The sequence below is a fragment of the Pseudomonas fluorescens genome, assembly GCF_902497775.2.
Lineage (GTDB): Bacteria > Pseudomonadota > Gammaproteobacteria > Pseudomonadales > Pseudomonadaceae > Aquipseudomonas > Aquipseudomonas putida_F.
The window spans coordinates 295,744-317,586 of record NZ_OZ024668.1 but is presented as its reverse complement, the minus strand read 5'-3'; the positions used below and the strand labels follow the sequence as shown (position 1 = coordinate 317,586).

The window sequence follows — 21,843 nt, the reverse complement described above, 5'->3', positions numbered from 1 at the left end:
AAGTCACTAGGCGTCTGTAGCGAATCTGACCAATAAAATACGCATCCTGCGCGCGGCACACCCATGGATCATCACGATGCGTAGGTTAATAGTCAGCGAGTCTTAAGGCCCTTCAGGTATGGGATGCCTGCTGGCACTTCATCCAAAAACGACGTAAACCTCCACGAGCTGGCGCCTAGACTCTACCGATGGGGATGGGTATTCTCAGCTACAAACCCGGACGTCATGGCCCAATGCCATGTTACTGGTGCGACTGTGTTATCAAAGGATGAAAGCATGAAGCTCGTACGCGCAACTGTTGGGCCTTTTCGCTCAATCAATGAACCACAAACGGTGACCATTGATTCCGAAGTAACTGTACTGGTCGGCATGAATGAGGCCGGAAAAACAGTTTTTCTCAAAGCATTGCACAAGGCCAATGATTCTTTGGGGAAAGAGGGTTTTAACATCACGGATGACTACCCTAGGAAAGATGTAACCGCTTACAGGAAGCGGCATGAAGATAATCCGGACGTTGCGGCTGAATTGACATACAGGCCTGTTGCGAGCGAGCTCGATAGAGTTAATAAGCTGGTTGGCACCGACTTAACCGAAGGCTTTGAGTTTTCGATAACTTTTGATTATAAAAACCAGCGGACAAACTCTGTTAACGTAACTGATGGGCCCGCCCTCAAGAAAATGTCATCAAACATGGCATTGAGTGAAGGAGTGAGAGCTATTCTCAAGGATGCAACGACTATCAGATCCGCCTTCAAGATCCTCGAAGAATTTGAATCCCCAAATGATGCGGATACTACGCTGATTGAGTCGTTGAAAAAAAGGATAGGTGCCGCAGATGTGAGCAAGGGCTGGAATCATATTTCTGCTTATGAAGTATTGATAAATTTGAAACCATCGATACCCAGCTTTTTGTATTTCAGCGATTACGATTTACTACCCGGAAAGCTGAACCTTCTCGATCTCAAGCAGCGAGTAAAGGCTGCGGCGGCTGACCCTGCTAATGCGAGCAAACAGATCGAGCCAAAGCACCAAGCGGTCCTTGCACTGCTTCGGATGGCCGAGGTAGATTTGTCCGATTTCGATAACGGTAAATCCTACGAGGAACTAAAATCGCAGATAGAAGCTGTTTCTATCAGCCTAACTGACCAGGTTCTAGAGTTCTGGAAGCAGAATGAAGACCTTGAAGTCGAAATAGACATTCGCCCAGACACCTCCGACGCCGCCCCATTCAATAATGGTCCAAACATCTATCTCAGGATTAGAAACCGCCGTCATCGTGGTGTTTCTACCCCGTTTGATCAACGCAGTCGCGGATTCATCTGGTTCTTTAGCTTTCTTGTATGGTTCGATAGTGTTCAGCACCAGCTCGACGCGAGCGGTAATGCTGGTAATAATTCTTTGGTGCTCCTACTTGATGAGCCTGCACTTGCTCTTCACGCGCTTGCACAGACAGATTTCCTCAGCTACATCGATCACCTGTCTGAAAGCTATCAAGTAATATATACCACTCACTCGCCATTCATGGTGCATTCTGACAGACTGCATCAGGTGCGTGTAGTGGAAGACAAGGTTAAGATTGGTACAGTGGTTTCGGATAACCTTTCAGGCTCTGACCCTCGTACCATTTTCCCTCTCCAAGCAGCACTTGGTTGGAACTTGGCTCAAAACTTATTCGTTACCAAGTTCAATCTCTTGGTTGAAGGCATTTCAGAGTTGTCGATATTGCAGGCTATGTCCCATATAGTCGAGACTGCTGGGGAGGTGGGACTAATTAATAATGCCACCATCGTGCCAGTTGGCGGCTTAAGCAATGTTGCCACATTTGTATCCTTGTTGGGGGCGAATGGCCTTAATCTTGCAGTGCTGCATGATTACAACGGAAAACCGGAGCAAAAACTTGAGTCTTTAATTCAGCAGAAATTGCTGAAGAAAAAATCGGTATTCAATTTCTCTCAGTTCCGTGATCTTTCAAAAATCGGGGAAGACAGTGTTGCGACAGATGTCGAGGATTTGCTTGACCCTGATAGATACATGATGGTTTTCTCAAAATTATTTCAGAAAGAGCTTGGTCATAAAGCCATTACCCAATCGGACCTTCCACCAGGGGATCGAATTGTCGGACGAATTGAAAAGTATCTCACAACCCACAGCATAAAAATCCGCCCTTCCGGAGGTTATAACCATTACGCTGTGGCTGCGGCTTTCGTGGCAAATATCGCTGAAAACTGTACCGATGACACTCTTGCTCGATTTACAGCGTTATTCAAAGATATCAACGCTGCACTGAAATAATCTGTACATCCAGCCGGGACCCTCTCCCGGCTGGATGGTCAGATGTCAAAAAGTCATTCTTGATGTCATGCCATCGAACTATGGGGATTGCCTCGACTGTTTTTAAAGAGCGTTACCGACATTCGGCCAGGAGACCCCATGTCCAAACTAGTATTTTATTTTAGACTAGGCGAAGCTCCTAAATCAGCAAATACTTTTTCGATTCGTGCTTTTACGAAAACGCAGGCTCGCGGTAGCGAAATAACAAAACACCTTGAAAAAGGCAAGACTTTTCATGATTAAAAGAATAGATAGAATCACCATAGCCAATGTTAAGGGGATCGAAAATGCTGCTTTTGATGTTCAGTTAATTCCAAATAAACCGACTCTCGTTGTAGCCCCCAACGGATTTGGAAAAAGCTCCATCACTGCTGCTTTTCGCTCGCTGCGTTCGAAGAGGATGGAATTAGACAAGGATGAGTGCCACAAAGGAGACGAAGATCTCAATCCTTCTCTTAAAATCAGCTTTACCATGCAGGATGGAAGCAAGCTTGAAAAAGAAGCGAACCACACCAGAAATGAACTAGCCACAGAATTTGGCGTTCATGTAATTAATAGTCAGTTGGTTTCAAAAGCAAAAAAACTCAGAATTGGAGGTGCCAATATCGTCACCTCAGCAATTGAAGTCACTCCAGTCGTTCTGATCAAAAAAATTCCTGAAAAAGCTAAGTTTAGTTACTCCTATGCAGCGGCAAAGGTAAGCTTCGGAAAAAATGGTAAAGTCCTACCGAACATTTACAATATTCTAACCGACAACCGTGCTATGGCCAAAATTTGGAATCAGATCGATTTTTCTAAACAAGCACAGGCCGGTGTAAAAAAAGCAATAAAAGCTCTACGGGATGAGATCAACGAAAAAAATGGTAATTCAGAGCAAATTCTTGCCAACATTGAGGATGATACAATACAAGCAGTATTAGCCATTGACTTTGTTAGTGGCATTTTGGAGGCCTTTGCGGAATCTGGAATAAATTACACCTCGCAAATCGAGGCTATCCTCGCAGCACTGCAGGTTGGTGATACTCATGCCAGCGACAAGGCAAACTTTAAAAAGGCAGGAGAGCGCGCTAACTATGTGTTCGAGAAAGCAACCTATATTGAGGATTTCACTTCCCTTAAAGGCACATGGCGTAACATCCAACCAAAAGAAACAGGCGACGGACTCGTAATTGCCTTCCCGAAGGCAAATCAAATCTCTAACGGAGAACGAGACATCATTTGTTTTGTCGCTCAGCTGAAAAAGGCTAAGCTACAGCTCAAGAAAAACAAGGCCATTATTTTAGTTATAGATGAGATATTCGACTATCTAGACGACGCCAATCTAGTTGCCTGCCAGTACTATTTGACCCAAATGATTTCAGAGCTAAAATCTGAAGGCCGTCAAATTTTCCCATTAATCATGACACACTTAAACCCTGGTTTTTTTAGAAACTTCACGTTTAGCGACCAGAAAGTTTGCCACCTAAACAAAATTGCGGTGTCGGACAAAGCAGTTGAAAGCATCATATCGAAACGAGAGGATCCTACGATATCGGAGGCAATTTCGAAGCACTTCCTGCACTTTCACTCTGATGATATAGATCTTACTAACGAGTTTCAGGCCCTCAATCTTTCTGCTGGACTCGCTAAGGCGTCTCAATTTTCTGCACACTGCGCGAATCAATTGAAACGATATATCGAAGGCAAAACCTTCGACCCCCTTGCAGTTTGTAGCGGAGTGCGCAGACAGGTAGAAAAACTAAGCTTCGACTTAATAGACGACGAGTTCGAGGACGAATTTCTATCAACACACAAAACCGTTAATAAATTACAGTTCGCCCAATCGACGGGAGTCTCTGTTCCTGAGGTTCATTTTTTGCTCGCGGTAATTTATAACGATGCAATGCATGTCAGGTCCAACCAAGATAACTTTTCTGGACTAGGGTCAAAACTGGCAAATCTCACAATCAAACATATGATTTCCACATTGGTTGAGCCTGAGGTGCCATAGCTGTATGGTGCAGAGCAAGGCGCTCAAAGTTTTACTATTGGGCGCCTCACCACCACAACGGTAGCCCGTTTTGGAAGCCAGCAAATTATCGTATATACGCTATCAGACCGCAGGGGTGTCACTATTGACCATTGCAGCACGAATTCAGGAATGCGCAACCAAGCTCGCTATAGGAGATGCCGAAAATGCGTTCATCCAACTTGCAATTGCCATCGACGGTACAGCCAAGCTGCTTTATCCAGGAAGTAAGACATCTCAGCGCTGTAAAAAATTTCTGAAAGACGCCCTGCCTTTCATTCTCTGGTCACTAACCAATGGAACACCAGCTAAAACAACTAGCCTTTCGTTTGAAATCTCGGGCGCTAGCGAGTCGAGCACATATATAGAATTCGAAGATCTTGTCTATAAAGTCATGCGCTGCTCACTACTTCATGAAGGCAAACTCTCGGAGAAGGTGGAGTTTGTAAACGCCCTCTACGTCGGCACGCGGAACGGGAAAATCCAGTTTCCGTTAGCATTAATTGGTTCCTTGCTCTTCGCAGTGATCGCGAGTCCAGTGAATGAGCGCCAACGAGTTTCTGAATCGACTTCATTCATATTTGGCAAGACTAAGGTTCCTGTAAACCACATGCTTGGAAGCCTGGAGAAAACCAAAATAGCGATCCGCAACGGCTTTTTATATGACGTAGGCACCGCCTTCAGAATCTGAATGGCGAAGTCAGTCGCACATAGCCTGACGGCTGATCCGTCATTGCAGCGGACGCCCCCCGGCCGCAACTGAGCTACAACGTTAGTGGCTTAAGATTTTTGGGTGGCTTCAGCCAGTGAAAGCGCGAGTTCTGCCCCTGCCGTTTCAGAGGTGATTAGTAAAGTCAAACGAACTATGCCGTCGGAAAAACTCACATCAATAGAGGCAGCTTCCAGGGAGTACAGGTCCATACTAAAAATAGCGGCGCGGTTCTCACTGAAAACAGACGGCACTCGCCCTAATTCATATGAACCAAACACCATCACTCAATCCGAGTATGGTGTTTGGATCGGGTAGTGAAGCTGGCTTTAGGCAGCTTTGGGGGGTTTAAATATCTGTCAGCTGTTCAAATTTGACATGGCTGCGTCGATCCAGAATCCTACGATGAGAAATGAAATGAGCTTTTTCCGGCGACATAGTTGGAATGTAGAGATCGGTTAAGCTATCACCATACCCCAGTAATTTATCAGATGCTGAAACGTGGGCAGCTAGGATCGCCAGTTCCTGTGCAGCCTTTTCAAATCGGTCCGCCCAATAGAATCGAGCTGCCTGGAGGACTTTTGAGTTCAAACTGTCAAGCTCGGATTGCTTCTGTTGAATGGCATCGTCAAGCTCCGAGAGCTGAGCACTAAGTGCAGAGGAGACTGCATTAGCACCTTGAAGCGCCTGTTTGATTACAGCCAATGCGTGGGACGCTTTCTGCAACAGTCCTTCTGCCTTGCGCTCAACTCCAGTATCATTTCCCCCCATCGACTGGGCGTAAGCTTGGGCAGCTTGGTGCTCATCCCGCTCAGCATCTCTAAATTCGCGTTCGTGCTTCGCAACAAGAGCTGCCCTCTTGGACTCCAACGTTTCTCGCTTATCGCGCAGGGTTTTAATTTCGCTCTGAGTTTTCGCTATTTCTTTTCTAGCCAGATGCACGGTTTCAGAAGCAGATTTTATACCTTCCTCCCAGTTAACCAAACCTTGAAGTCGTGGAATCTCTCGAGATAGTTCATCAATTTTAGCTTTCGCATTCGAGTAAGGCGCGATCTGATCCCGAGGATAGACAGGTCTTCCCTGACGGCTATTGGCAAATGTTTTCTCAGCCTCGTCAGCGACGGCTTTCAGCCGAGGAAGATCTTTCTTCAAACCTGCTAGTTCAACCTGACATTGTTTCAACATAGAAGAATTTTTGCTCATTTGGGACTCCAACAATTAAGTTTAGGTAAGCGCAGGCGTAGGCAGGCCGAGCCTATAAGTGGCCACTAATCTCCCGGCTAGTTAAATGCTATTAGTTAGTCGCTAAGCAATACGTTTGAATTCACAACATAAACCCGTCCTTTCGGCATTCCGGGTAGTGATACGGATTGGGCGGCTTTTCCATCTCCGCTCGGCTCAAGTATTCCGCGCGTAACTAGCTCTCTATTTACATTTCGCAAGTTCATTCCTTTAAAAACCTCATCACGCCAAGTTGTGCCGAGGAAGTAATAGGTCACCGACGTATATAGAGAGTCACCAATGCCATGATCCATAGTCCTGCGAAAGCCAAGCCGGTCTGCTGTACGTGGCGCATGGTCATCGGTCTTTGCGGCAATAGAATCCCATCGCGTGAAGCGACTTTCTCCATAGCGCTCCACCATGCCGCGCAATCTGGCCACGATAGCGTCACCTTCCAGGTTTCCAGCACCGCCACGTTCAGCCAACCAAGCATCCAAGCACACGCGCGCGGATTGCAGCGCTAGACCGTCTGGCCATCCTGTAACGCCCAAGGCTGTGGCCAACTCACCCGCCGCCGCTGCCAGTCCGAAGCGAGTTGCGGCACGCTGTGCCTGGCCGCTGGCGCTGGCAGGTAATGCCTCGGTGGTAAACCGCTCCAGAGTGCTGCGCACCATGGCCGCATATGCCCGCAACTTGGCGGGCTCACAGAGGGCCGACAGGAAAGCCAGGGCAGGCGTGCCATAGCATCGGCTCACCCGGGCCTTGAGCGCATCCGACAGCGCGGCGGCATCGTCGAAGCCATGCAGCTCTTCGAACAACCCTAGCCCTTTGCTCGCGTCAGCCGGTACAGCAAGCAGTCGCACCTCCATACCGGCTTTCAATTCCTTGTTTGCCTCGGCCATGTGTTGCGCCAAGGTCTTTTCCCCGGTGGAGAGAAACAGCAAGCGCCACTCCTGAACTTGGCGCCCACTCATGCCCCGATCATTGGCCCGCGCCTTACCGGTGCCGTTACCCAGCATGTAGACCGTTTCCCCAATGATCCGTGGGTCGCACATCCCGATCTCATCGAGCACCAGCAACCCGTCCGAGTGCGCCGCCGCGATACTTTCCAGGGCGTTGTCTGTAGAGCGCCAGGAGCGCACCAGACGTGGCCCACCCCAAACCGAGGCAGCCACCTGCAGGTGGGTGGTCTTCCCGCCCGAGCTATCGCCGTACAGGTGGAAACCGCCCGACTCGTGCCCCAGTAGATGCAGTACCGCCCCAGCGAAAGCCACGCATACGACGAACGCCAGCCGGTTATTGCCCACGCAAAGCGAACCGATTTGCTGCTGCCATTGTTCCAGCGTCCCTGCCTGAGTGATCGGCGGAAGCTGGGCACCGGCTTCGTAGAAGTGCAGATACTCGGCGCTGGCACCTATCTGCCGATCTGGCAACAAGTAGGCATCCCCGTGCCAGCCTAGACGAGTGACCAGACGAGCACGCTCAGCACTGTCATAGCCCTGCAAGTAGCTCTGTAGATCGTTGCGCGAATTGCGAGCAGTGCGCACGGGCGCCAGTCTCAGCCCCATATCAACCAGTGGCGCGAGCACTTCCTTGCCAAAGTCGCCCGCCATTGCCCTGGCCGGAATGTTGAGGCGCTTGTTGGCCCCATCCGGGTCATCGAACTCCACCAGCAGGCCCCAGCCGTGGCCCTTTTCGTCACGGGTGCGAGCCAATATCTCTAACCGTGAGCAAACCGGGCGTGCTTCGCCATCCTCACCGGCATAGAACACCCCATCCTTCGTGACACGGAAGCCGCTCGGGGCCGGGGCGGTTTTCTTCTCGGGTTGCGGCTTGGCCTGGCCAGTGGTCTTGCTCTGCTTGGTGAGGGCGGGTGTGGCGGCAGGTGCGAGGGCGAACAGCTCCCCGGTGCGCTGCAGCTCTGCCAAGTGTTGAGCAGTCCAGCCTTTGGATTGAGCATCCGCCGCATCGTCACCTTCGCGCCACTCACCGCCTGGGGCGAAGGTGGGGCGCTCACCGTTCATACCAGGGAGTTGTCCGAACACCGTTAAGGCTACCGTCTGCACCTTGGCAGCTCCGAGCTTTAGCAGGTGGTCGGCCAAGGCATCCATGCACTTCAAGCCTGGGACGTCGTTGTCTGGCCACAGCAACACGTCACGCCCGACTAGCGCAGCGAAATCAGCCTTCTGCCAAGAGTTCGTCCCGTTAGGCCAGCAGGTGGCAACATGCTCGGGCAACAGCTCGGCAGCGGCATCGGCGGCCTTCTCGCCCTCGCACAGCACTACTGGTGCCGAGGGGCGTTTGGCCAGCTCAGCAAGGCGCAGCAGCGGGCGAGGCTCCGACAAGCCCTGCCAGCGCCAGGCCATCGAGTCATTTGCAGAGTGTTTGCACCAAGTGAGGGGCGCGAACACTTTGCGCGGCGTGCCGCTCTCATCCGGCCCGAGGTCGAAGCGGTACAACACCATAAGTGGCTGACCGTTGGAGTCACGGTAAATCCAAACCTTGGAAGGTTTACCGTGCTGCCGGTGCGCTTGCAGCACCTTCTGCATTGCCTGCTCAGGAATGGGCAACACGGGCACCCACTCTGGTTTCTTGGCCTGGCTAGTGGGCGGTGTGACGTTGGTGCTATTTGTCGCTTCGACGCCCAGGAAGGCCGCCAGTTTGTTGCAGGCCTCCACATCGGTGCCGCGATCAAGGTAGCGCACCAGGTCAATCAAATCGCCGCCTTTGTCACCGGTGGCGAAGTCGCACCAGGTGGCTTTGGCCAGGTTCACCTTGAGCGAACCTGAATGCTTGTCCGCTCTTGTTGGGTTGGGTGCGGTGTACTCCTTGCCACCGTCTACGCGCTTGCCACCTGGAAGCCAGTGGGCCAGCACGCGGTCAATCGCCGCCAAGGAAGCGGCTTTGACCTGGGCAAAGGTCGGATGCCGGGAGCTGGGCATCTTCCTGCTCATGCTTCGCCACTCTCGGCAATCTGAATCCCGGTGGCCACGTCATCAATGAGAGCCTTTGCCTGCTCGCCCAGATAGTGTGCCGCCCATACCAGGGACTCGTTATCGCCGCTCATGCCAGCCAACTGAGTTAATTTGTTAACGCAATCCATGAGCACGGAAGCCTGCTCTAAAGCTTCCTCACCGGAGATACCAGGGCACACCTGGAAGAACGGTTGATTCAACGAGTTGTGCTTAGAGAAAGTGGCCCCACCTGCCGTATTAACTTGAACGCGCCCGCTCATTTCCGCCCCCTTTCCCCGACATGGCGGGTCGAGTCGTCGGCATGCACGACCAGGGTATGAATCTGCTCCAGCGTCCCACGTACGTCCCACAGGGCGCCGAGAATCACGCGGTTAGCCAGGCGCTGCCCCTGCTCCGCCTCGAACTGATCCTCCAGCAAGCACAGCACTGCCCGGGCTCGCTCAACGGCACAGGTGATCGCATCTATTGGGACGCCAGCGGGCGCCTGTGCGGTAACGCAAAGCAGGTCTTCGGGTTGAGAGCAGTGCTGTACTTGAGTAGTCATTGGGCACCCCCGTTTGCTTCCAGGGCGCGGGCACGGGCCATCGCCGCGTTGTAACGCGCCAAGCGGACGGAGAGGGATGAATTGGCGTGCAGTGCCGCAATGGCACGGGCCTTCAGGGCGGCAATGTGGCTCTGGAGAGCAGACGGATTGAGGGCGTGCATGGGCGTAGCTCCTGTTACTGGTGAGGAGCTGCCACAAACCGTCGCCAAACGATTATGGGTGGCAGCCGTGCGCAGGTTGGCGAACCGGGGTAACAGGAACCCGGCAGACCCGAAGGTCTCCCACGCACGGCCACCATAACAAGGCATTGCGGGCACAAAAAAAGCGCCTGCAATGGTGGTATGGGCGCCTGTGCGCCTGTTACTGATCGGGTCGCCAAACCCGGTCGCTGGATTTGCAGCGACAGGCGGAGAGTAACGTGTGAGCCGACGAAGCGCAAGCTGAGTGGTGCGGGCAGGTTGCATGGCTCTTGGCCATGGCATAGAGTGAGCGGGCACAGTGAAGATCCTCAGACGCCCCCGGTTGCAGCCGGGGGCGTTTTCGTTAGTGGGTAATGGCCGGGGGACGCTCAAGCTTGAGCCAAGTGAGATTGCGGCCTTGCCTGGCCTTCTCATACATCTGTCCTAATGCATCGGGATTGGCCAGCACGTTGGGCACCAACTGCGCTGCATCCCGAATTACTACGTCCCCAGGCGCCTCGACAGCGAGCAGCCCCCAATCGAGGGTCGGCCAAATCAGCAGTAGAACGTGCGCCCCTTTGGCCAGTGCTTCGTCGCGGAGTTTTTGCAGTCGCTCCAGTCGCCCAGGCGAAGGTGCCTTTGGACCCAGTTCGTCTATGGCATCAAGGGCAGCGGCGGGCAGGAAAATAGGTTTCATGCGGCGCACCCTCGCAACCAGGCCGCAACTCGCTGATCCTCCGCACATTCGCGCTCATACTCAGAACGCAGGATGCGACGGCAATCCTCAGTGTTTACTCGGACCCATTCGGGCAGACCATCACAGGTCGGCTCCTGCTCTGCGCGTTGGCTGATACGGCGGGCATCAACGTAGTTGTGTTCGGCCGCTTTGCGCTCAGCCGCTACTTGAGACTCCACATAGGCACCCCATACCTCTTGGCAATTTGCATAGGCCGCATCACTCCCTACGAGCCAGTAAGTGACCCACTGGTTTGATTCGTTCGATAGCACCGAATCTCCAGCGGGATGGGTCATAGCGAATACACCCGATCCCATCACCTGTGCCGGCTCCATTCGCGTTCTCTGCTGGCGCAACACGGCAGGCAGTTCCCAAGGGGAAGGAACCAGCGGAAGCACCAGGCCATCAGGGTTGAAAAAGTGCGCTTTTCCTTCCTGGCCATTCCAACTTACACCTGCGACGGTACGTTGCTTCCAGTTGTTGCGGCCCGTCTGGTACAGGGCAAAGCCAATTCCGTATGTGTCGAAGAAGGGGCCAGTAAACGGCATGCGAGCGGATCTCATGCAGTGATCCCCCGAGCTTCAATACGTTCACGCGCCCAGCGCTGCACTTCTGCGAGAACAAATCCCACTGGTGCTCCCCGTGACGTGCTGTTGCTCAACGGCACGGGGCGGGGAAAGGTCGGATCGTCCTTGAGGCGCTTGTAGATAGTTGCGCGAGCTAGACCGGTCATAGCCACTACATCGGGGAAGCGAATCAGCGTGGCGGCAGGGTCAAAGCCTGGAGCTTGACCCATATCCTGGCGCAGATTGCGCCCCGAGACTTCGCGGGTATGCGCACGGCAAGGAGTCGATTGGGCGGGGGTTTTGCCAAAGGTTTGATGCGGGGACATTAGATTTCCCCCCGAGGCGCGGCGGGGGTGTGGTGCCGATCTGCTAGCCAGGCGACCAGCTCGGTGCGCTGATAACGGATACGTGCGCCGCAGCGGATGAATGGGAGAGCGTGCCGACCAGTGCTGCGCCAGGTGGCCAGGGTCTTTACCGATAGGCCCAACAGTTGGGCCGCCTGCTCAGGCGTGAGAAGGTCAGCGGGTGAAACAGTTGTCACAGTTCGATTGAGTTGCATGTGATGCCCCCGGGTTTGATGAAACCAACGGGGGCGAAGATAAGAGGCAGGAGGGAGGTGAACATGGTTCACCTCCCTGTAATTTAGGCGGGATCCAGAACAAGTCCTTTGCGTAGCACGTCCCGTACGCCCTTGGACCCAAGGCTTCCCGAAACTTCCATTCGTGAAATGATCCCTGAGATTTCACTGGGGGCCCTACCAGACGCGAGTAGCTTCCGGCCCGCATCACAGATTTCCCTGTCGCGCCCGGCATTCTTCTCCTGCCTGGCGGCACCGCTTCTTGCCCCGGCTTTTCTGCCTGTCGCTGCACGAGATTTCTTTACTGCTTGCTCATTAAGTCGCGCCATTGCTTCGGGTGGAATACTTGGATTCCGATAAAACTCCGCGAAGATGAGGGAATTTCGTGCGCGCCCCAGCAAATCTGCAGCCGACTGCCGTGCCTCGATCTCGGCTATCGGACATTCAATACGGCAATCATTAACGATGGTGGCGTAAACCTCAGGGTCATTAACCCTTAAGTCCTCAACACGCACGCGTCCAAATGCCTCCACCACATCGTCAGCCAAGTGCGTTAGCCATTTGCGAAGAGCATGTATCGCCCGGCAGCCATAAGCCATAGCGAGGGCCGCCACAAGCTGTGAATCGGTGGCACGCCTTTCCCATGACCCTGCGTTACGCACCGCCCAAGCCAAGCCCAGTGCTGGAGACCGATCCAGCGCCTGCGCAATGTTATAGAGCTTTCGGTTTATCTCTGCTGCCACGTCAACTGCCCATTCTTCGCTCTCATGAGGACTCCACATTTCGATACCAGCCGCCACTAGATCAATCGCCTCAGTGAAGCGTTCGGCGAATTCGCCATAAAGCGGCAACCACTCCAACTCCAACTCAAGCTCGTCGAGGTCGAGGTTCAGGGGACTCATTAATTTGCCAAGAGTCATAGCAATGCGCCGTTAGATATTTGACGATCCCCACGCCCCGGTTGGCGCAGACAAAGCCGCGCCGGGCCGTGATTGAGTGCGTGAGCGCATCCGAAGAGCGGCCAGCAGGAGGAGGAGGCTTGCGTTGGCGTAGACGGGCGCACGGGCCGAGGCGCCTCGCTCATGGAACACCTTGGGTGTTCCGGCGTCTTCGTGTTCCGCCGTTTAGACAAAGGTGTTCCTTGGCTACAGACCTCGTGGTTTTTGGCTTCCAGCGTTTTTGGAACACCAAGAACACCAAGAACACCAAGAACACCGGCTTTTAATCGAATACTTGTCTTCATTGCTGTCCAATCATGCCGAATGCTCCACGCACCACATTGCTTACACCCTCCCCCACGCGAGCAAAGTCATAAGGCGTGATGTGCTTCTCTCGATTGGCATCCAGATAGTCGGCCCACCACTGAACCATGAGCCGGCGTTCTTCAATGTACTCAGCCTTATGGATGTATGCCGCCCGCACACTGTTACGCTCTTGGTGGCTCATCTGACGCTCTACCGCGTCCTTGCTCCACAGTCCCGATTCGACGAGCGCAGAACAGGCCATGGCTCTGAACCCATGCCCACACACCTCGGTCTTGGTGTCGTAGCCCATGCGTCGAAGCGCCTTGTTCACCGTGTTCTCGCTCATGGGCTTCCAGTGGTTGCTGTCACCCGCGAACACAAGGTCGAAGCGCCCGGTGAGCAGGCGCACCTGCTCGAGCGTGGCCAGTGCCTGGCGACTGAGAGGTACCAGGTGGGGCGTGCTCATCTTGGAGCCGCGATGCGAGTTTTTCACACCTTCAATCTGCTGGCGCTCCCCGGGGATCTCCCACATGGAGCGATCGGTGTCGATCTCTGGCCAGCGCGCAAACCGCAACTCACTGGATCGAATAAACACCAGCAGGGTGAGCTGGGTGGCCAACCGTGTCAGCGGCCGACCAGTGTCGCTGTCGATTCGTTGCAGCAGCTCAGGCAGCCGATCCAGCGCAAGCGCAGGCCGGTGGACGGTCTTGCGTGTAGCAGTTGCGCCCTGAAGGTCGACTGCAGGGTTCGTGTCGATGTGCCCGTGCTGGACAGCCATGCGCATGATCCCAGTCATGTACTGCCGTAGCCGGCCGGCAGTGTCCAAAACTTCGCGCTTTTCCACAGCCTTGAGCGGCGCCAACAGGTCGCGGGTCTTGAGGCCGGCCACCGGGCGCTGGCCCAGGGCCGGGAGCAGGTAAGTTTCGATACGCCGCCACACCGTCGCGGCATGACCTGGGGACCACTTCTTAGAGCAGGCGTCGTGCCAGTCCTTGGCCAGCACGCCGAAGGTGTTGGCCCTCGCGTTCGCCGCTTCGACCCTCCCCTGCCTGGCGCTCTCAATCGGGTCTTTACCATGCGCCAACAACTCCAGCGCTTCGGCTCGGCGCGCACGGGCGGCTTTGAGTGTCAGCGCTGGGTAGTTGCCGAAGGTGGCCAGCCCCTCTCTGCCATCCGGCCGCTTGAACTTCATGCGCCAGATCTTGCTGCCGTTCTTCTTGACCAGCAGGAACAGGCCCTGACCGTCGAACAGGGTGTAGTCCTTGTCCCGCGGCTTGGCGGCCTCGCATTTGGGGTCTGAGAGGGGCGTAACGGTGCGTGCCATAGGTATACGTTTTCTCGTCGAACCGGCGTATACCCTAACGTATACCTAAAATCGGTATATGCCTAGAGACAGAATGAGACAACCAGAGACAATAAAGCCCGCACATGGCGGGCTTTTCATGGGGTTCCGTGTACAAGAAGAGACGTATCGGAACAGTTGAATGGTGCCGGAGACAGGAATCGAACCTGCGACCTTCGCGTTACGAGTGCGCTGCTCTACCGACTGAGCTACACCGGCGTGGCGATAACGCTACCACTGCCGGATCGCTTACGCAAATCACTGTTTATTAACAGCAATTGCGTCTGTTTCAGAGGGCTTTGCAGCCTGCTGGGGCAAGGTCTTCGCTGAGGGTGCTGGTGCAGGCCCAACCGGTCGCGGCGCGGGTCAGGGTGATGGTTTTGTCGGTGGCGATGGCCGGGGCGTCGATCAGGGTGCAGACGATGCTGCCCACGCCCGTGGCCGCGGTGCCGCTGGCGGCAATGGCGCAGTGGGCGGTGCGCTCCTGGCCGCCCAGGGCGGCGACGTTGGCGATGTCTTTGCCTTCGTTCAGGCGCAGGTCGAAGGCGGTTTTCAGGGCAGAAATTTCTACCAGGGCCGCCGTGGCTTTGGTGCGTACCTGGCTGTTGGTGTAAATCGGCAAGGCGATGGTCGCCAGAATGCCGATGATCGCCACCACGATCATCAGTTCGATCAAGGTAATACCGCGTTGCCCGTTCATGGACACTCTCCCTCACAAAATCAGTTCATGCCGGCCGCAGTGGTGCGGCGCCAGCAGGCGCGCCAGTAGGCCCGAACAGACACCTTTTGTCACCCCGTGACGGTCATTCGGTCACTCTGGCTCGACTACTCTAGTGGGCGGCGGGCATCACTGCCCGCCGCTCGGGGCCTGGAGCTGTTACCAGGCTTGTGCAAGGCAGCGCAGCAAGGATGTGGCGATGACCGCAAGCAACCGGATGTACAGCTGGCAAGGCACTAACGCCCAGGGCGCGTCGATCAGCGGCCAAAGTGCGGCGCGCAGCCCGGCGTTGATCAGGGCGCAGTTGCGCCAGCGCGGGATTCGCCCAGGGCGTATCGCCAGTGTGCGCCAGCCGTTGTGGCAATGGCGCCGACCACTGGATGGCAAGGCGCTGAGCCAGTTCAGCCGCCAGCTGGCCACCCTGGTCAAGGCCGGGGTGGCGCTATTACAGGCGCTGGATGTGGTGGCCCAGAGCAGCGCCAACCCGGCGATGGCCAGCCTGCTGGGGGCGATCAAGGCGGATATCGCCGCCGGCAGCAGCCTGGCCACTGCGCTGCGCCGCCACCCGCATTACTTCGACCGGCTGTACTGCAACCTGGTGGACGCTGGTGAGCAGTCCGGCAGCCTGGAGGTCGTGCTGGCCCAGGTGGCGGCACTGCAGGAGCAACGTCAGGCCCTGCGCATGCGGCTCAAAAAAGCCATGACGTATCCACTGCTGGTGTTGCTAGTGGGCTTCGGGGTGTCGGCGTTGTTGCTGCTGGAGGTGGTGCCGCGCTTTCAGTCGTTGTTCGGCGGCTTTGGTGCCGAGCTGCCGGCGTTTACCCAACAGGTGATTGGCTTGTCGCAGTGGTTGGGCGCGCACCTCTGGTGGCTGTTGATCACTTTTTGCAGTGCTTGTGCCGCGCTGGTTTGGGGTTATCGGCACAAGCCTTCGTTGCGTTTGTGGCTGGTGCGCGTGGCGCTGCGGCTGCCGGTACTGGGCAGTCTGCTCAGGCATGCCGCCCTCGCCCGCTTTGCCCGCACTTTGTCGACCTCGTTTGCCGCCGGGGTGCCGTTGGTGGAGGCGCTGGGGCCGGTTGCCGGAGCCTGTGGCAATCTGTTGTACGAGCAGGCGGTGCACAAGGTACGCGAGGAGCTCGCCAGCGGCCTGGCCTTGAACGTGGCTTTGCGCGCCAGCGAGCTGTTCCCGGCGCTGGTGGTGCAGATGTGCGCCATTGGCGAGACAGCCGGCACGCTGGACGATATGCTCGCCAGGATCGCCAGCCATTATGAACAGGCCATCGACCACTTGCTCGACACCCTCACGGCCCTGCTAGAGCCGTTGATCGTGCTGATTCTGGGGTTGCTGGTGGGCAGCCTGGTAATCGCCATGTACCTGCCAATCTTCCAACTGGGCAATGTGATCTGACCATGAACCTGTTGAACACCCTGGCCAGCCAGCCACTGATTTACCTGAGCTTCGCCCTGTTGCTCGGGCTGATCGTCGGCAGCTTTCTCAATGTACTGGTGCATCGCCTGCCGATCATGCTCGAACGCCAATGGCAGGCCGAGGCACGCGAGGTGCTGGAATTGCCTAGCGAGGCACAAGCGCCGCGCTTCGATCTATTGTTGCCGCCGTCGCAATGCCCGCATTGCGCCCACCGCATTCGCCCCTGGGAAAACATACCGGTCATTAGTTACCTGGCCTTGCACGGGCGCTGCTCCAGTTGCCAGGCGCGCATCAGCCCGCGCTACCCGCTGGTGGAGCTCGCCTGCGGGGCGCTGACCCTGTTTGTCGCCTGGCGCTTCGGCTTCACCGGCACCGCCCTGGCGCTGCTGCTGCTGAGCTGGGGCCTGCTGGCCATGAGCATGATCGATATCGAGCACCATCTGCTGCCCGATGCCCTGGTGCTGCCGTTGTTGTGGCTGGGGTTGATCGTCAATGCCTTCGAGTTGTTCGTGCCGTTGGAAGATGCCCTGTGGGGCACGGTGGCCGGTTACATGAGCCTGTGGACAGTGTTCTGGGTGTTCAAGCTGATTACCGGCAAAGAGGGCATGGGCTACGGCGACTTCAAGTTGCTGGCCCTGCTTGGCGCCTGGGGTGGCTGGCAGATTCTGCCGCTGACCTTGCTGTTGTCGTCGCTGTTGGGGGCGTTGATCGGGCTGAGTATGCTGCGCCTGCAGCGCAAGCAGGCCAGCACGCCGATCCCCTTTGGTCCCTATCTGGCCATCGCGGGGTGGATCGCGCTGCTCTGGGGTGGTCAAATAACCACTTCCTATCTGAAATATTCCGGACTCTGATGACCACCGCTGCTTTCACCCCCTGGATTCTCGGCCTTACCGGCGGCATCGGCAGTGGCAAGAGCGCTGCTGCGCAGCGCTTTGTCGAGCTGGGTGTGCACCTGGTTGATGCCGACCAGGCCGCGCGCTGGGTGGTCGAGCCAGGCCGCCCGGCGCTGGCCAGTATCGTCGAGCGTTTCGGCCCGGGGGTGCTGCTCGAAGACGGCCAGCTCAACCGCGCCGCCCTGCGCGAGCAGATCTTTGCCGACCCGCAGCAACGGCTGTGGCTCGAAGCGCTGCTGCATCCATTGATCGGCCAGGAGATCTTCAGCTACCTGGCCAAGGCCGAGTCGCCCTATGCGGTGTTCGTCTCGCCGTTGATGGTGGAGTCTGGCCAGTACAAGCGCACCGACCGCCTGCTGGTGATCGATGCGCCGCAGGAGCTGCAAATACAACGCACCCTGCTGCGCGACCAGACCAGCGCCGAACAAGTGCAGGCCATCCTCCAGGCCCAGGCCAGCCGCGAAGTGCGCCTGAGCCACGCCCACGACGTGATCGTCAATGACCGCGACCTGGCCTGGCTGCATTCGGAGGTCGACCGCCTGCACCACTTTTACCTGACTTTGCGAGGAGGCCAAGCATGAGCCAACCAACAACCGTAGATTGCCCGACCTGTGGCGCCCCTGTGGAATGGACCGCCGCCAGCACGTTTCGGCCGTTCTGTTCCGACCGCTGCAAGCTGATCGACCTGGGTGCCTGGGCCGCTGAAGAACACAAGATTCCGGTCGCACCGGATGCCGAAGACGAGCTGTTCTCCGGCGAGCTCGACCCGCGCCACTGAGCTGTCAGCGCTCGGGGTCGTCATCCTTCCACGGGGCCTGCAGGTAGCGGGTCCGGTTGAAGGTCTCCAGCCACTCCGGGCAGAACACCACCAGGGCGCTGACCACCATGCCGTTGATGAAGGCTTCGGGGAAGATGATCAGCCACAGGTAGCCGATAAAGTCCTCGATCCACTCCGGCATGACGAACCGCCCGTCCATCCACAGCAACCCCAGCCCAGCAAGCAGGCACAAAAGTGCCGACAGCGCCGCGGCGAAAAATCCCGAACAGAAGATATAAACGAACAGGTTGCGCGGCTGTGCCCGCTCCACCAGGATCGCGCACACCTCGGTGACCAGCACCGGCAGACCGATCAGCAGCAGGCCATTGACCCCCATCGCCGCCAGGTCCTGACGTCCCAGCGCCAGCAGGCCGAGTTGTGCCAGCACCCCCCCGACAATCGCCAGCGGCCAGTCCAGCAGCAGGGTCACGGCGGTCATGCCGATAAAGTGATACGACACCCCGGTGTCGAAGTCGCGGCGCACCAGCCACAGGGCAAACAAGGCGAACACCGTGCCAAACAATAAGTGCTGGCGCCGGCTGTCAGCGAACAGTTCCAGCCAGCGGGTACGCGCCACCGCCCAGATCAGCACAGGCACGTAGGCGACCCAGGCGATGGTCAGGGTCTGGCTGGAAAGTACGGCGGCACTGATCACGGCAAATAACCCTTGTTCGAGTGAGGCAATAGACGTGAGGGCAGTCTACACCTCGGGGCGGGCTTGATCAGCCTCGGTGGCTGCGCACAATCCAGGCGTTGCAGGGTAACGCGCACCTGAAGCCACCAGCAGCACAATGGCCGGGACTATCAGCATGCTGGCGCCGAGCATGGCACCGCGCAGGCCAATAACCTCAAGCGCTCCACCGCCGATGATTACCCCCAGGCCGATTGCGCCATTGAGCACTGCTGTGTGCAGGGCCGTGGCCGGCACGGTATGGGCGCCGGCGATGCTCAGCACCCAGGTCTGCAGGCCGGTAAACAACGCCGAGATGGCAACGCCCCAGATAATCAGCAGGGCCGCCACGGACAGCAGCTTCAGCTCAGGCCCGAGCAGGCCGAGGGTCAGCAATGCACCGGCCATGGCGATCAGTGCCAGGAGGATGAATAGCTTGAGGTAGCGGTCGATAAAGATCGCGCTCAACAGGTTGCCGAGAAAGCCGGCGGCGCCGAAGGCAAAAAGCAGTGTTGCGATCAGCACCGGCGTTATGTCGCGCACCTGGCTGATGAAGGGCTCGACAAAGGTGTAGGCGGCAAAATGTGCAGCGGCCGTCAGCCCGGTTATGGCGAAGGTGATCAACAAATCCCGGCGCCGCAGCGCCGCAGCGTAGCCATTGCCTGGCGCGGCGGCGACCAGCCCAAGGTTAGGCACCACCAGGGCGATTGCCCCGGCACTGGCGACACAGAGCAGCGCCAGGCAACCGAAGGCCGTTCGCCAGCCGTCGTATTGGCCCACCAGGTTGACCAGTGGCACGCCCATGACCGTGGCGATGGTGATGCCGCCGAGCACGATCGAGGTGGCCAGGCCCATCTGCCGGGCCGGCGCGATCAGCGCAGCGGTGGCGGCCACAGTGGCCCAGAACACGCCATGGGCCAACGCCCCCAGCGCCCGCGCAGCGAGCAGGCTGGAAAATTCCGGGGCGATTGCCGAGAGCCCGTTCGATGCTGCCAGTATCAACATCAGGGCAATCATCAGCGGCTTGCGGCCAATCCGGCGACTCAGGCTATTGGCAAGCAAACCACTCACTGCGCCGATCCAGGCATACAAGGTCACGCTCAGCCCAACCGTGGCAGGCTCCTGCGCGAGGTCGGCGGAAATCTGTGACAGCAAACCGATCGGGGCGAACTCAGAGGTGACCATCGCGAAGGACGCGATGCACAGCACCGTCACCGCGCTCCATATCCGCCAGACTGACAAAGCCATACGCACGTCCGTCCCCGTAATGAGCTGAACTACACCTCGGGGTTGGCTTGATCAGCCTCTTCTGGCGCTTTCGGTGCCTCGAACAGGCGGAACACCGCGCCTTTAACCAGCCAGTCCGGCGGCTGGCAACTGGGGTTGCGCTGCTGTTCGATGACGCTGACGGTGGTTGCCGACACCTGCACATCGGCCCAGGCGCCATAGCAGCCGAACTCGTTCAGGCTCAGGCGTACGCGATAGTCACCGGGCATGACGCTGAGCACCTTGGGGTTGAACTCGGCAAAACTGCGCACGACTTCGGATTCGCCGCCGCGATGCTCGATCAGTTTGACGTTGTAGGGCGGCGAATCGCCCTCCTTGAGCAGCACATAGCGGCCATCGGCGGTGTCGTAAGGCAGGGTCGGCTTCCACAACAATGCCCCTATGCCGTACACCACCAGGGCGCATACCACGGTACCGGAGCCGAATATACCGCCCATCTTCACTACGCTCATGCTTCTTCCCTGATATTCACTGAGCCCACAACGGGTGCGCAGTCTAGGCGCTGGCTTGCCTGCGCAGCAATGGCTTGCAGACATTTCCTGCAAAGCTCAATTGAACGCTAAGCTTGTGCCCATGGACGACTCAGACTACTTGCGCCTGCTCACCATTCAGGCCGAACAAGCCAATGCGTTTCTTTCCAATGCCCGTAAATGGGAACGTGAGCGTTGGGTCTGCCAGCGCCTGCTGCAAGGCCTGAATATTCCCTACCGCAGCGAAGACTTTGCCGCCGCCGGGCAAGAGCCGCCTGACGTGTTGTTTCGCGATGCCGCCTTCGAGGTGTTTTTTGTCCTCGATGAGGGCCGGCGCCTGAACGACGAATGGCGCGAAGAGCTGCAACGCCGGCGCAGTGCCTTTTCGTTGAGCCAACTGGTACGCCGCGAAGCCCGGCCACGGCGGATCAGCGCCCAGGAACTGTTGCAGCGCCTGGCGCCGACCCTGCGTAAAAAGTCGCACAACTATCAGGAACGCGGCCTGGACCTGAGCGAGCTGGACATCATTGCCTTCGCCAGCCTCAAGCGCGAAGTGCTCGACCTCAATAGCCACTTCCCGCCGCCCACCGAATACCTGCGCCAGGGCTGGCGCTCGTTGTCGCTGGTGGGCCCGACCTTCGCCCGGGTGCTGTTTGCCCACCCGGATGCGCCGGATTTCCTGCGCGGCAACCTGGGGCGCAGCATCGTTTTTGATGTCGGAATAAGCCTCTGAGCTGGCCCCCTGCCAAAGCCCGATGGCATAAATTCTGCGCCGGTGATACAAAGCGCAATCATTCGTTATAAAGACAGCCACGTGACTGAAAGATGGGCGACCTTCGAGCTACTACAGTGAACACTGTAGCGTTCCCACAGTCACAAGCGTCTATTTGACGAGGCCCTCATGACCAGCCGCCTGAATCCCGATGACCAGCGTCGTGTCGATGAATACCTTCAAGCCCCTCAGCACCAAGTCGAGCGCAAGCCTTTCCGGCCCTGGCTGCTCCTTGTGCTGGTGGTGGTCGTGACGGTTGCGCTCGGCTTGTTGAGCCGCCTCTTGAGTCAACTGGTGCTATGAGCTGCCTTGCGCTCGCCCACAACGCCCGCCCCGTGCGGCCTACCACTCAAGA

Annotated in this window: 25 protein-coding genes and 1 tRNA gene; 10 read left to right on the top strand and 16 right to left on the bottom strand. The window is 56.9% G+C overall.

The window, feature by feature from the left end; genetic code table 11:
- Positions 1-276 precede the first annotated feature (276 nt).
- The 4 genes from F8N82_RS01605 (at position 277) to F8N82_RS01590 (ending at position 5,030) form a co-directional block, all read left to right on the top strand.
- On the top strand, positions 277-2,292 hold the full coding sequence (locus F8N82_RS01605; protein WP_338918576.1) for an AAA family ATPase: 2,016 nt from the start codon (positions 277-279) through the stop codon (positions 2,290-2,292).
- Positions 2,293-2,430: 138 nt separating this feature from the next.
- Complete coding sequence (locus tag F8N82_RS01600; RefSeq protein WP_191626717.1) at positions 2,431-2,574, top strand: hypothetical protein; 144 nt, start codon at positions 2,431-2,433, stop codon at positions 2,572-2,574.
- Entirely contained in the window at positions 2,567-4,321 is a 1,755-nt protein-coding gene (locus F8N82_RS01595) for a hypothetical protein (RefSeq protein WP_150776752.1), read from the top strand. Before F8N82_RS01600 ends, F8N82_RS01595 begins: the two co-directional genes overlap by 8 nt.
- A 70-nt stretch (positions 4,322-4,391) precedes the next feature.
- Positions 4,392-5,030 carry a hypothetical protein gene (locus F8N82_RS01590; protein ID WP_338918573.1) on the top strand — a complete coding sequence of 213 codons (639 nt, stop codon included), beginning with the start codon at positions 4,392-4,394 and terminating at the stop codon, positions 5,028-5,030.
- Between the two features lie 366 nt (positions 5,031-5,396).
- Here the strand turns inward: F8N82_RS01590 and F8N82_RS01585 are convergent, their stop codons facing one another.
- From F8N82_RS01585 to F8N82_RS01525, 13 genes are all read right to left on the bottom strand, one after another.
- Entirely contained in the window at positions 5,397-6,251 is an 855-nt protein-coding gene (locus tag F8N82_RS01585) for a hypothetical protein (protein ID WP_150776751.1), read from the bottom strand.
- A 95-nt stretch (positions 6,252-6,346) separates the two neighbouring features.
- Entirely contained in the window at positions 6,347-9,223 is a 2,877-nt protein-coding gene (locus tag F8N82_RS01580) for a DUF927 domain-containing protein (RefSeq protein WP_150776750.1), read from the bottom strand.
- Positions 9,220-9,504, bottom strand: coding sequence for a DUF3077 domain-containing protein (locus tag F8N82_RS01575; RefSeq protein WP_150776749.1), 285 nt, complete (start codon positions 9,502-9,504; stop codon positions 9,220-9,222). Before F8N82_RS01575 ends, F8N82_RS01580 begins: the two co-directional genes overlap by 4 nt.
- On the bottom strand, positions 9,501-9,788 hold the full coding sequence (locus F8N82_RS01570; RefSeq protein ID WP_028944627.1) for a hypothetical protein: 288 nt from the start codon (positions 9,786-9,788) through the stop codon (positions 9,501-9,503). The genes F8N82_RS01575 and F8N82_RS01570 overlap by 4 nt, the downstream gene beginning before the upstream one ends.
- Positions 9,785-9,949, bottom strand: coding sequence for a hypothetical protein (locus F8N82_RS01565; protein WP_167332123.1), 165 nt, complete (start codon positions 9,947-9,949; stop codon positions 9,785-9,787). Before F8N82_RS01565 ends, F8N82_RS01570 begins: the two co-directional genes overlap by 4 nt.
- A 382-nt stretch (positions 9,950-10,331) precedes the next feature.
- A complete protein-coding gene (locus F8N82_RS01560; protein ID WP_028944626.1) occupies positions 10,332-10,664 on the bottom strand; it encodes a hypothetical protein in 333 nt (110 codons plus the stop codon).
- Positions 10,661-11,251, bottom strand: coding sequence for a hypothetical protein (locus F8N82_RS01555; protein ID WP_150776748.1), 591 nt, complete (start codon positions 11,249-11,251; stop codon positions 10,661-10,663). Before F8N82_RS01555 ends, F8N82_RS01560 begins: the two co-directional genes overlap by 4 nt.
- A gap of 11 nt (positions 11,252-11,262) precedes the next feature.
- Positions 11,263-11,499: a helix-turn-helix transcriptional regulator gene (locus F8N82_RS01550; RefSeq protein ID WP_150776758.1), complete on the bottom strand. Its 237-nt coding sequence runs from the start codon at positions 11,497-11,499 to the stop codon at positions 11,263-11,265.
- 95 nt (positions 11,500-11,594) lie between these two features.
- Positions 11,595-11,828 carry a helix-turn-helix domain-containing protein gene (locus F8N82_RS01545; RefSeq protein WP_084167974.1) on the bottom strand — a complete coding sequence of 78 codons (234 nt, stop codon included), beginning with the start codon at positions 11,826-11,828 and terminating at the stop codon, positions 11,595-11,597.
- 83 nt (positions 11,829-11,911) lie between these two features.
- Complete coding sequence (locus tag F8N82_RS01540; protein ID WP_150776747.1) at positions 11,912-12,766, bottom strand: hypothetical protein; 855 nt, start codon at positions 12,764-12,766, stop codon at positions 11,912-11,914.
- A gap of 319 nt (positions 12,767-13,085) precedes the next feature.
- Positions 13,086-14,414 carry a tyrosine-type recombinase/integrase gene (locus tag F8N82_RS01535; RefSeq protein ID WP_023630024.1) on the bottom strand — a complete coding sequence of 443 codons (1,329 nt, stop codon included), beginning with the start codon at positions 14,412-14,414 and terminating at the stop codon, positions 13,086-13,088.
- 161 nt (positions 14,415-14,575) lie between these two features.
- Positions 14,576-14,651 (bottom strand) — tRNA-Thr (locus F8N82_RS01530).
- Between the two features lie 70 nt (positions 14,652-14,721).
- Positions 14,722-15,132: a pilin gene (locus F8N82_RS01525; RefSeq protein WP_038998736.1), complete on the bottom strand. Its 411-nt coding sequence runs from the start codon at positions 15,130-15,132 to the stop codon at positions 14,722-14,724.
- A gap of 217 nt (positions 15,133-15,349) precedes the next feature.
- Between F8N82_RS01525 and F8N82_RS01520 the strand changes: the two genes are divergently transcribed.
- Genes F8N82_RS01520 through yacG form a run of 4 tightly spaced genes read left to right on the top strand, consistent with a single transcriptional unit; the run spans position 15,350 to position 18,250 of the window.
- Positions 15,350-16,558, top strand: coding sequence for a type II secretion system F family protein (locus F8N82_RS01520; RefSeq protein WP_095162164.1), 1,209 nt, complete (start codon positions 15,350-15,352; stop codon positions 16,556-16,558).
- A 2-nt stretch (positions 16,559-16,560) separates the two neighbouring features.
- Complete coding sequence (locus F8N82_RS01515) at positions 16,561-17,430, top strand: prepilin peptidase (RefSeq protein ID WP_150776746.1); 870 nt, start codon at positions 16,561-16,563, stop codon at positions 17,428-17,430.
- Positions 17,430-18,053 (top strand): dephospho-CoA kinase, encoded by a 624-nt coding sequence (gene coaE, locus F8N82_RS01510; RefSeq protein ID WP_095162161.1) that lies wholly within the window; start codon positions 17,430-17,432, stop codon positions 18,051-18,053. The genes F8N82_RS01515 and coaE overlap by 1 nt, the downstream gene beginning before the upstream one ends.
- Complete coding sequence (gene yacG, locus F8N82_RS01505) at positions 18,050-18,250, top strand: DNA gyrase inhibitor YacG (protein WP_038998733.1); 201 nt, start codon at positions 18,050-18,052, stop codon at positions 18,248-18,250. The genes coaE and yacG overlap by 4 nt, the downstream gene beginning before the upstream one ends.
- A gap of 4 nt (positions 18,251-18,254) precedes the next feature.
- On the opposite strand, the gene F8N82_RS01500 is transcribed toward yacG, so the two are convergent.
- The 3 genes from F8N82_RS01500 to F8N82_RS01490 are packed head-to-tail and all read right to left on the bottom strand — an operon-like array spanning position 18,255 to position 20,698.
- Complete coding sequence (locus F8N82_RS01500; RefSeq protein ID WP_038998731.1) at positions 18,255-18,944, bottom strand: energy-coupling factor ABC transporter permease; 690 nt, start codon at positions 18,942-18,944, stop codon at positions 18,255-18,257.
- Positions 18,945-18,989: 45 nt separating this feature from the next.
- Complete coding sequence (locus F8N82_RS01495) at positions 18,990-20,207, bottom strand: MFS transporter (RefSeq protein ID WP_038998730.1); 1,218 nt, start codon at positions 20,205-20,207, stop codon at positions 18,990-18,992.
- 29 nt (positions 20,208-20,236) lie between these two features.
- On the bottom strand, positions 20,237-20,698 hold the full coding sequence (locus F8N82_RS01490; protein WP_141231048.1) for a hypothetical protein: 462 nt from the start codon (positions 20,696-20,698) through the stop codon (positions 20,237-20,239).
- A 121-nt stretch (positions 20,699-20,819) separates the two neighbouring features.
- Here F8N82_RS01490 and F8N82_RS01485 point away from each other — a divergent pair, with 121 nt between their 5' ends.
- Complete coding sequence (locus F8N82_RS01485; RefSeq protein WP_010220617.1) at positions 20,820-21,449, top strand: DUF1780 domain-containing protein; 630 nt, start codon at positions 20,820-20,822, stop codon at positions 21,447-21,449.
- A 168-nt stretch (positions 21,450-21,617) separates the two neighbouring features.
- Positions 21,618-21,791, top strand: coding sequence for a DUF3094 family protein (locus F8N82_RS01480; protein WP_038998728.1), 174 nt, complete (start codon positions 21,618-21,620; stop codon positions 21,789-21,791).
- Positions 21,792-21,843: the final 52 nt, after the last annotated feature.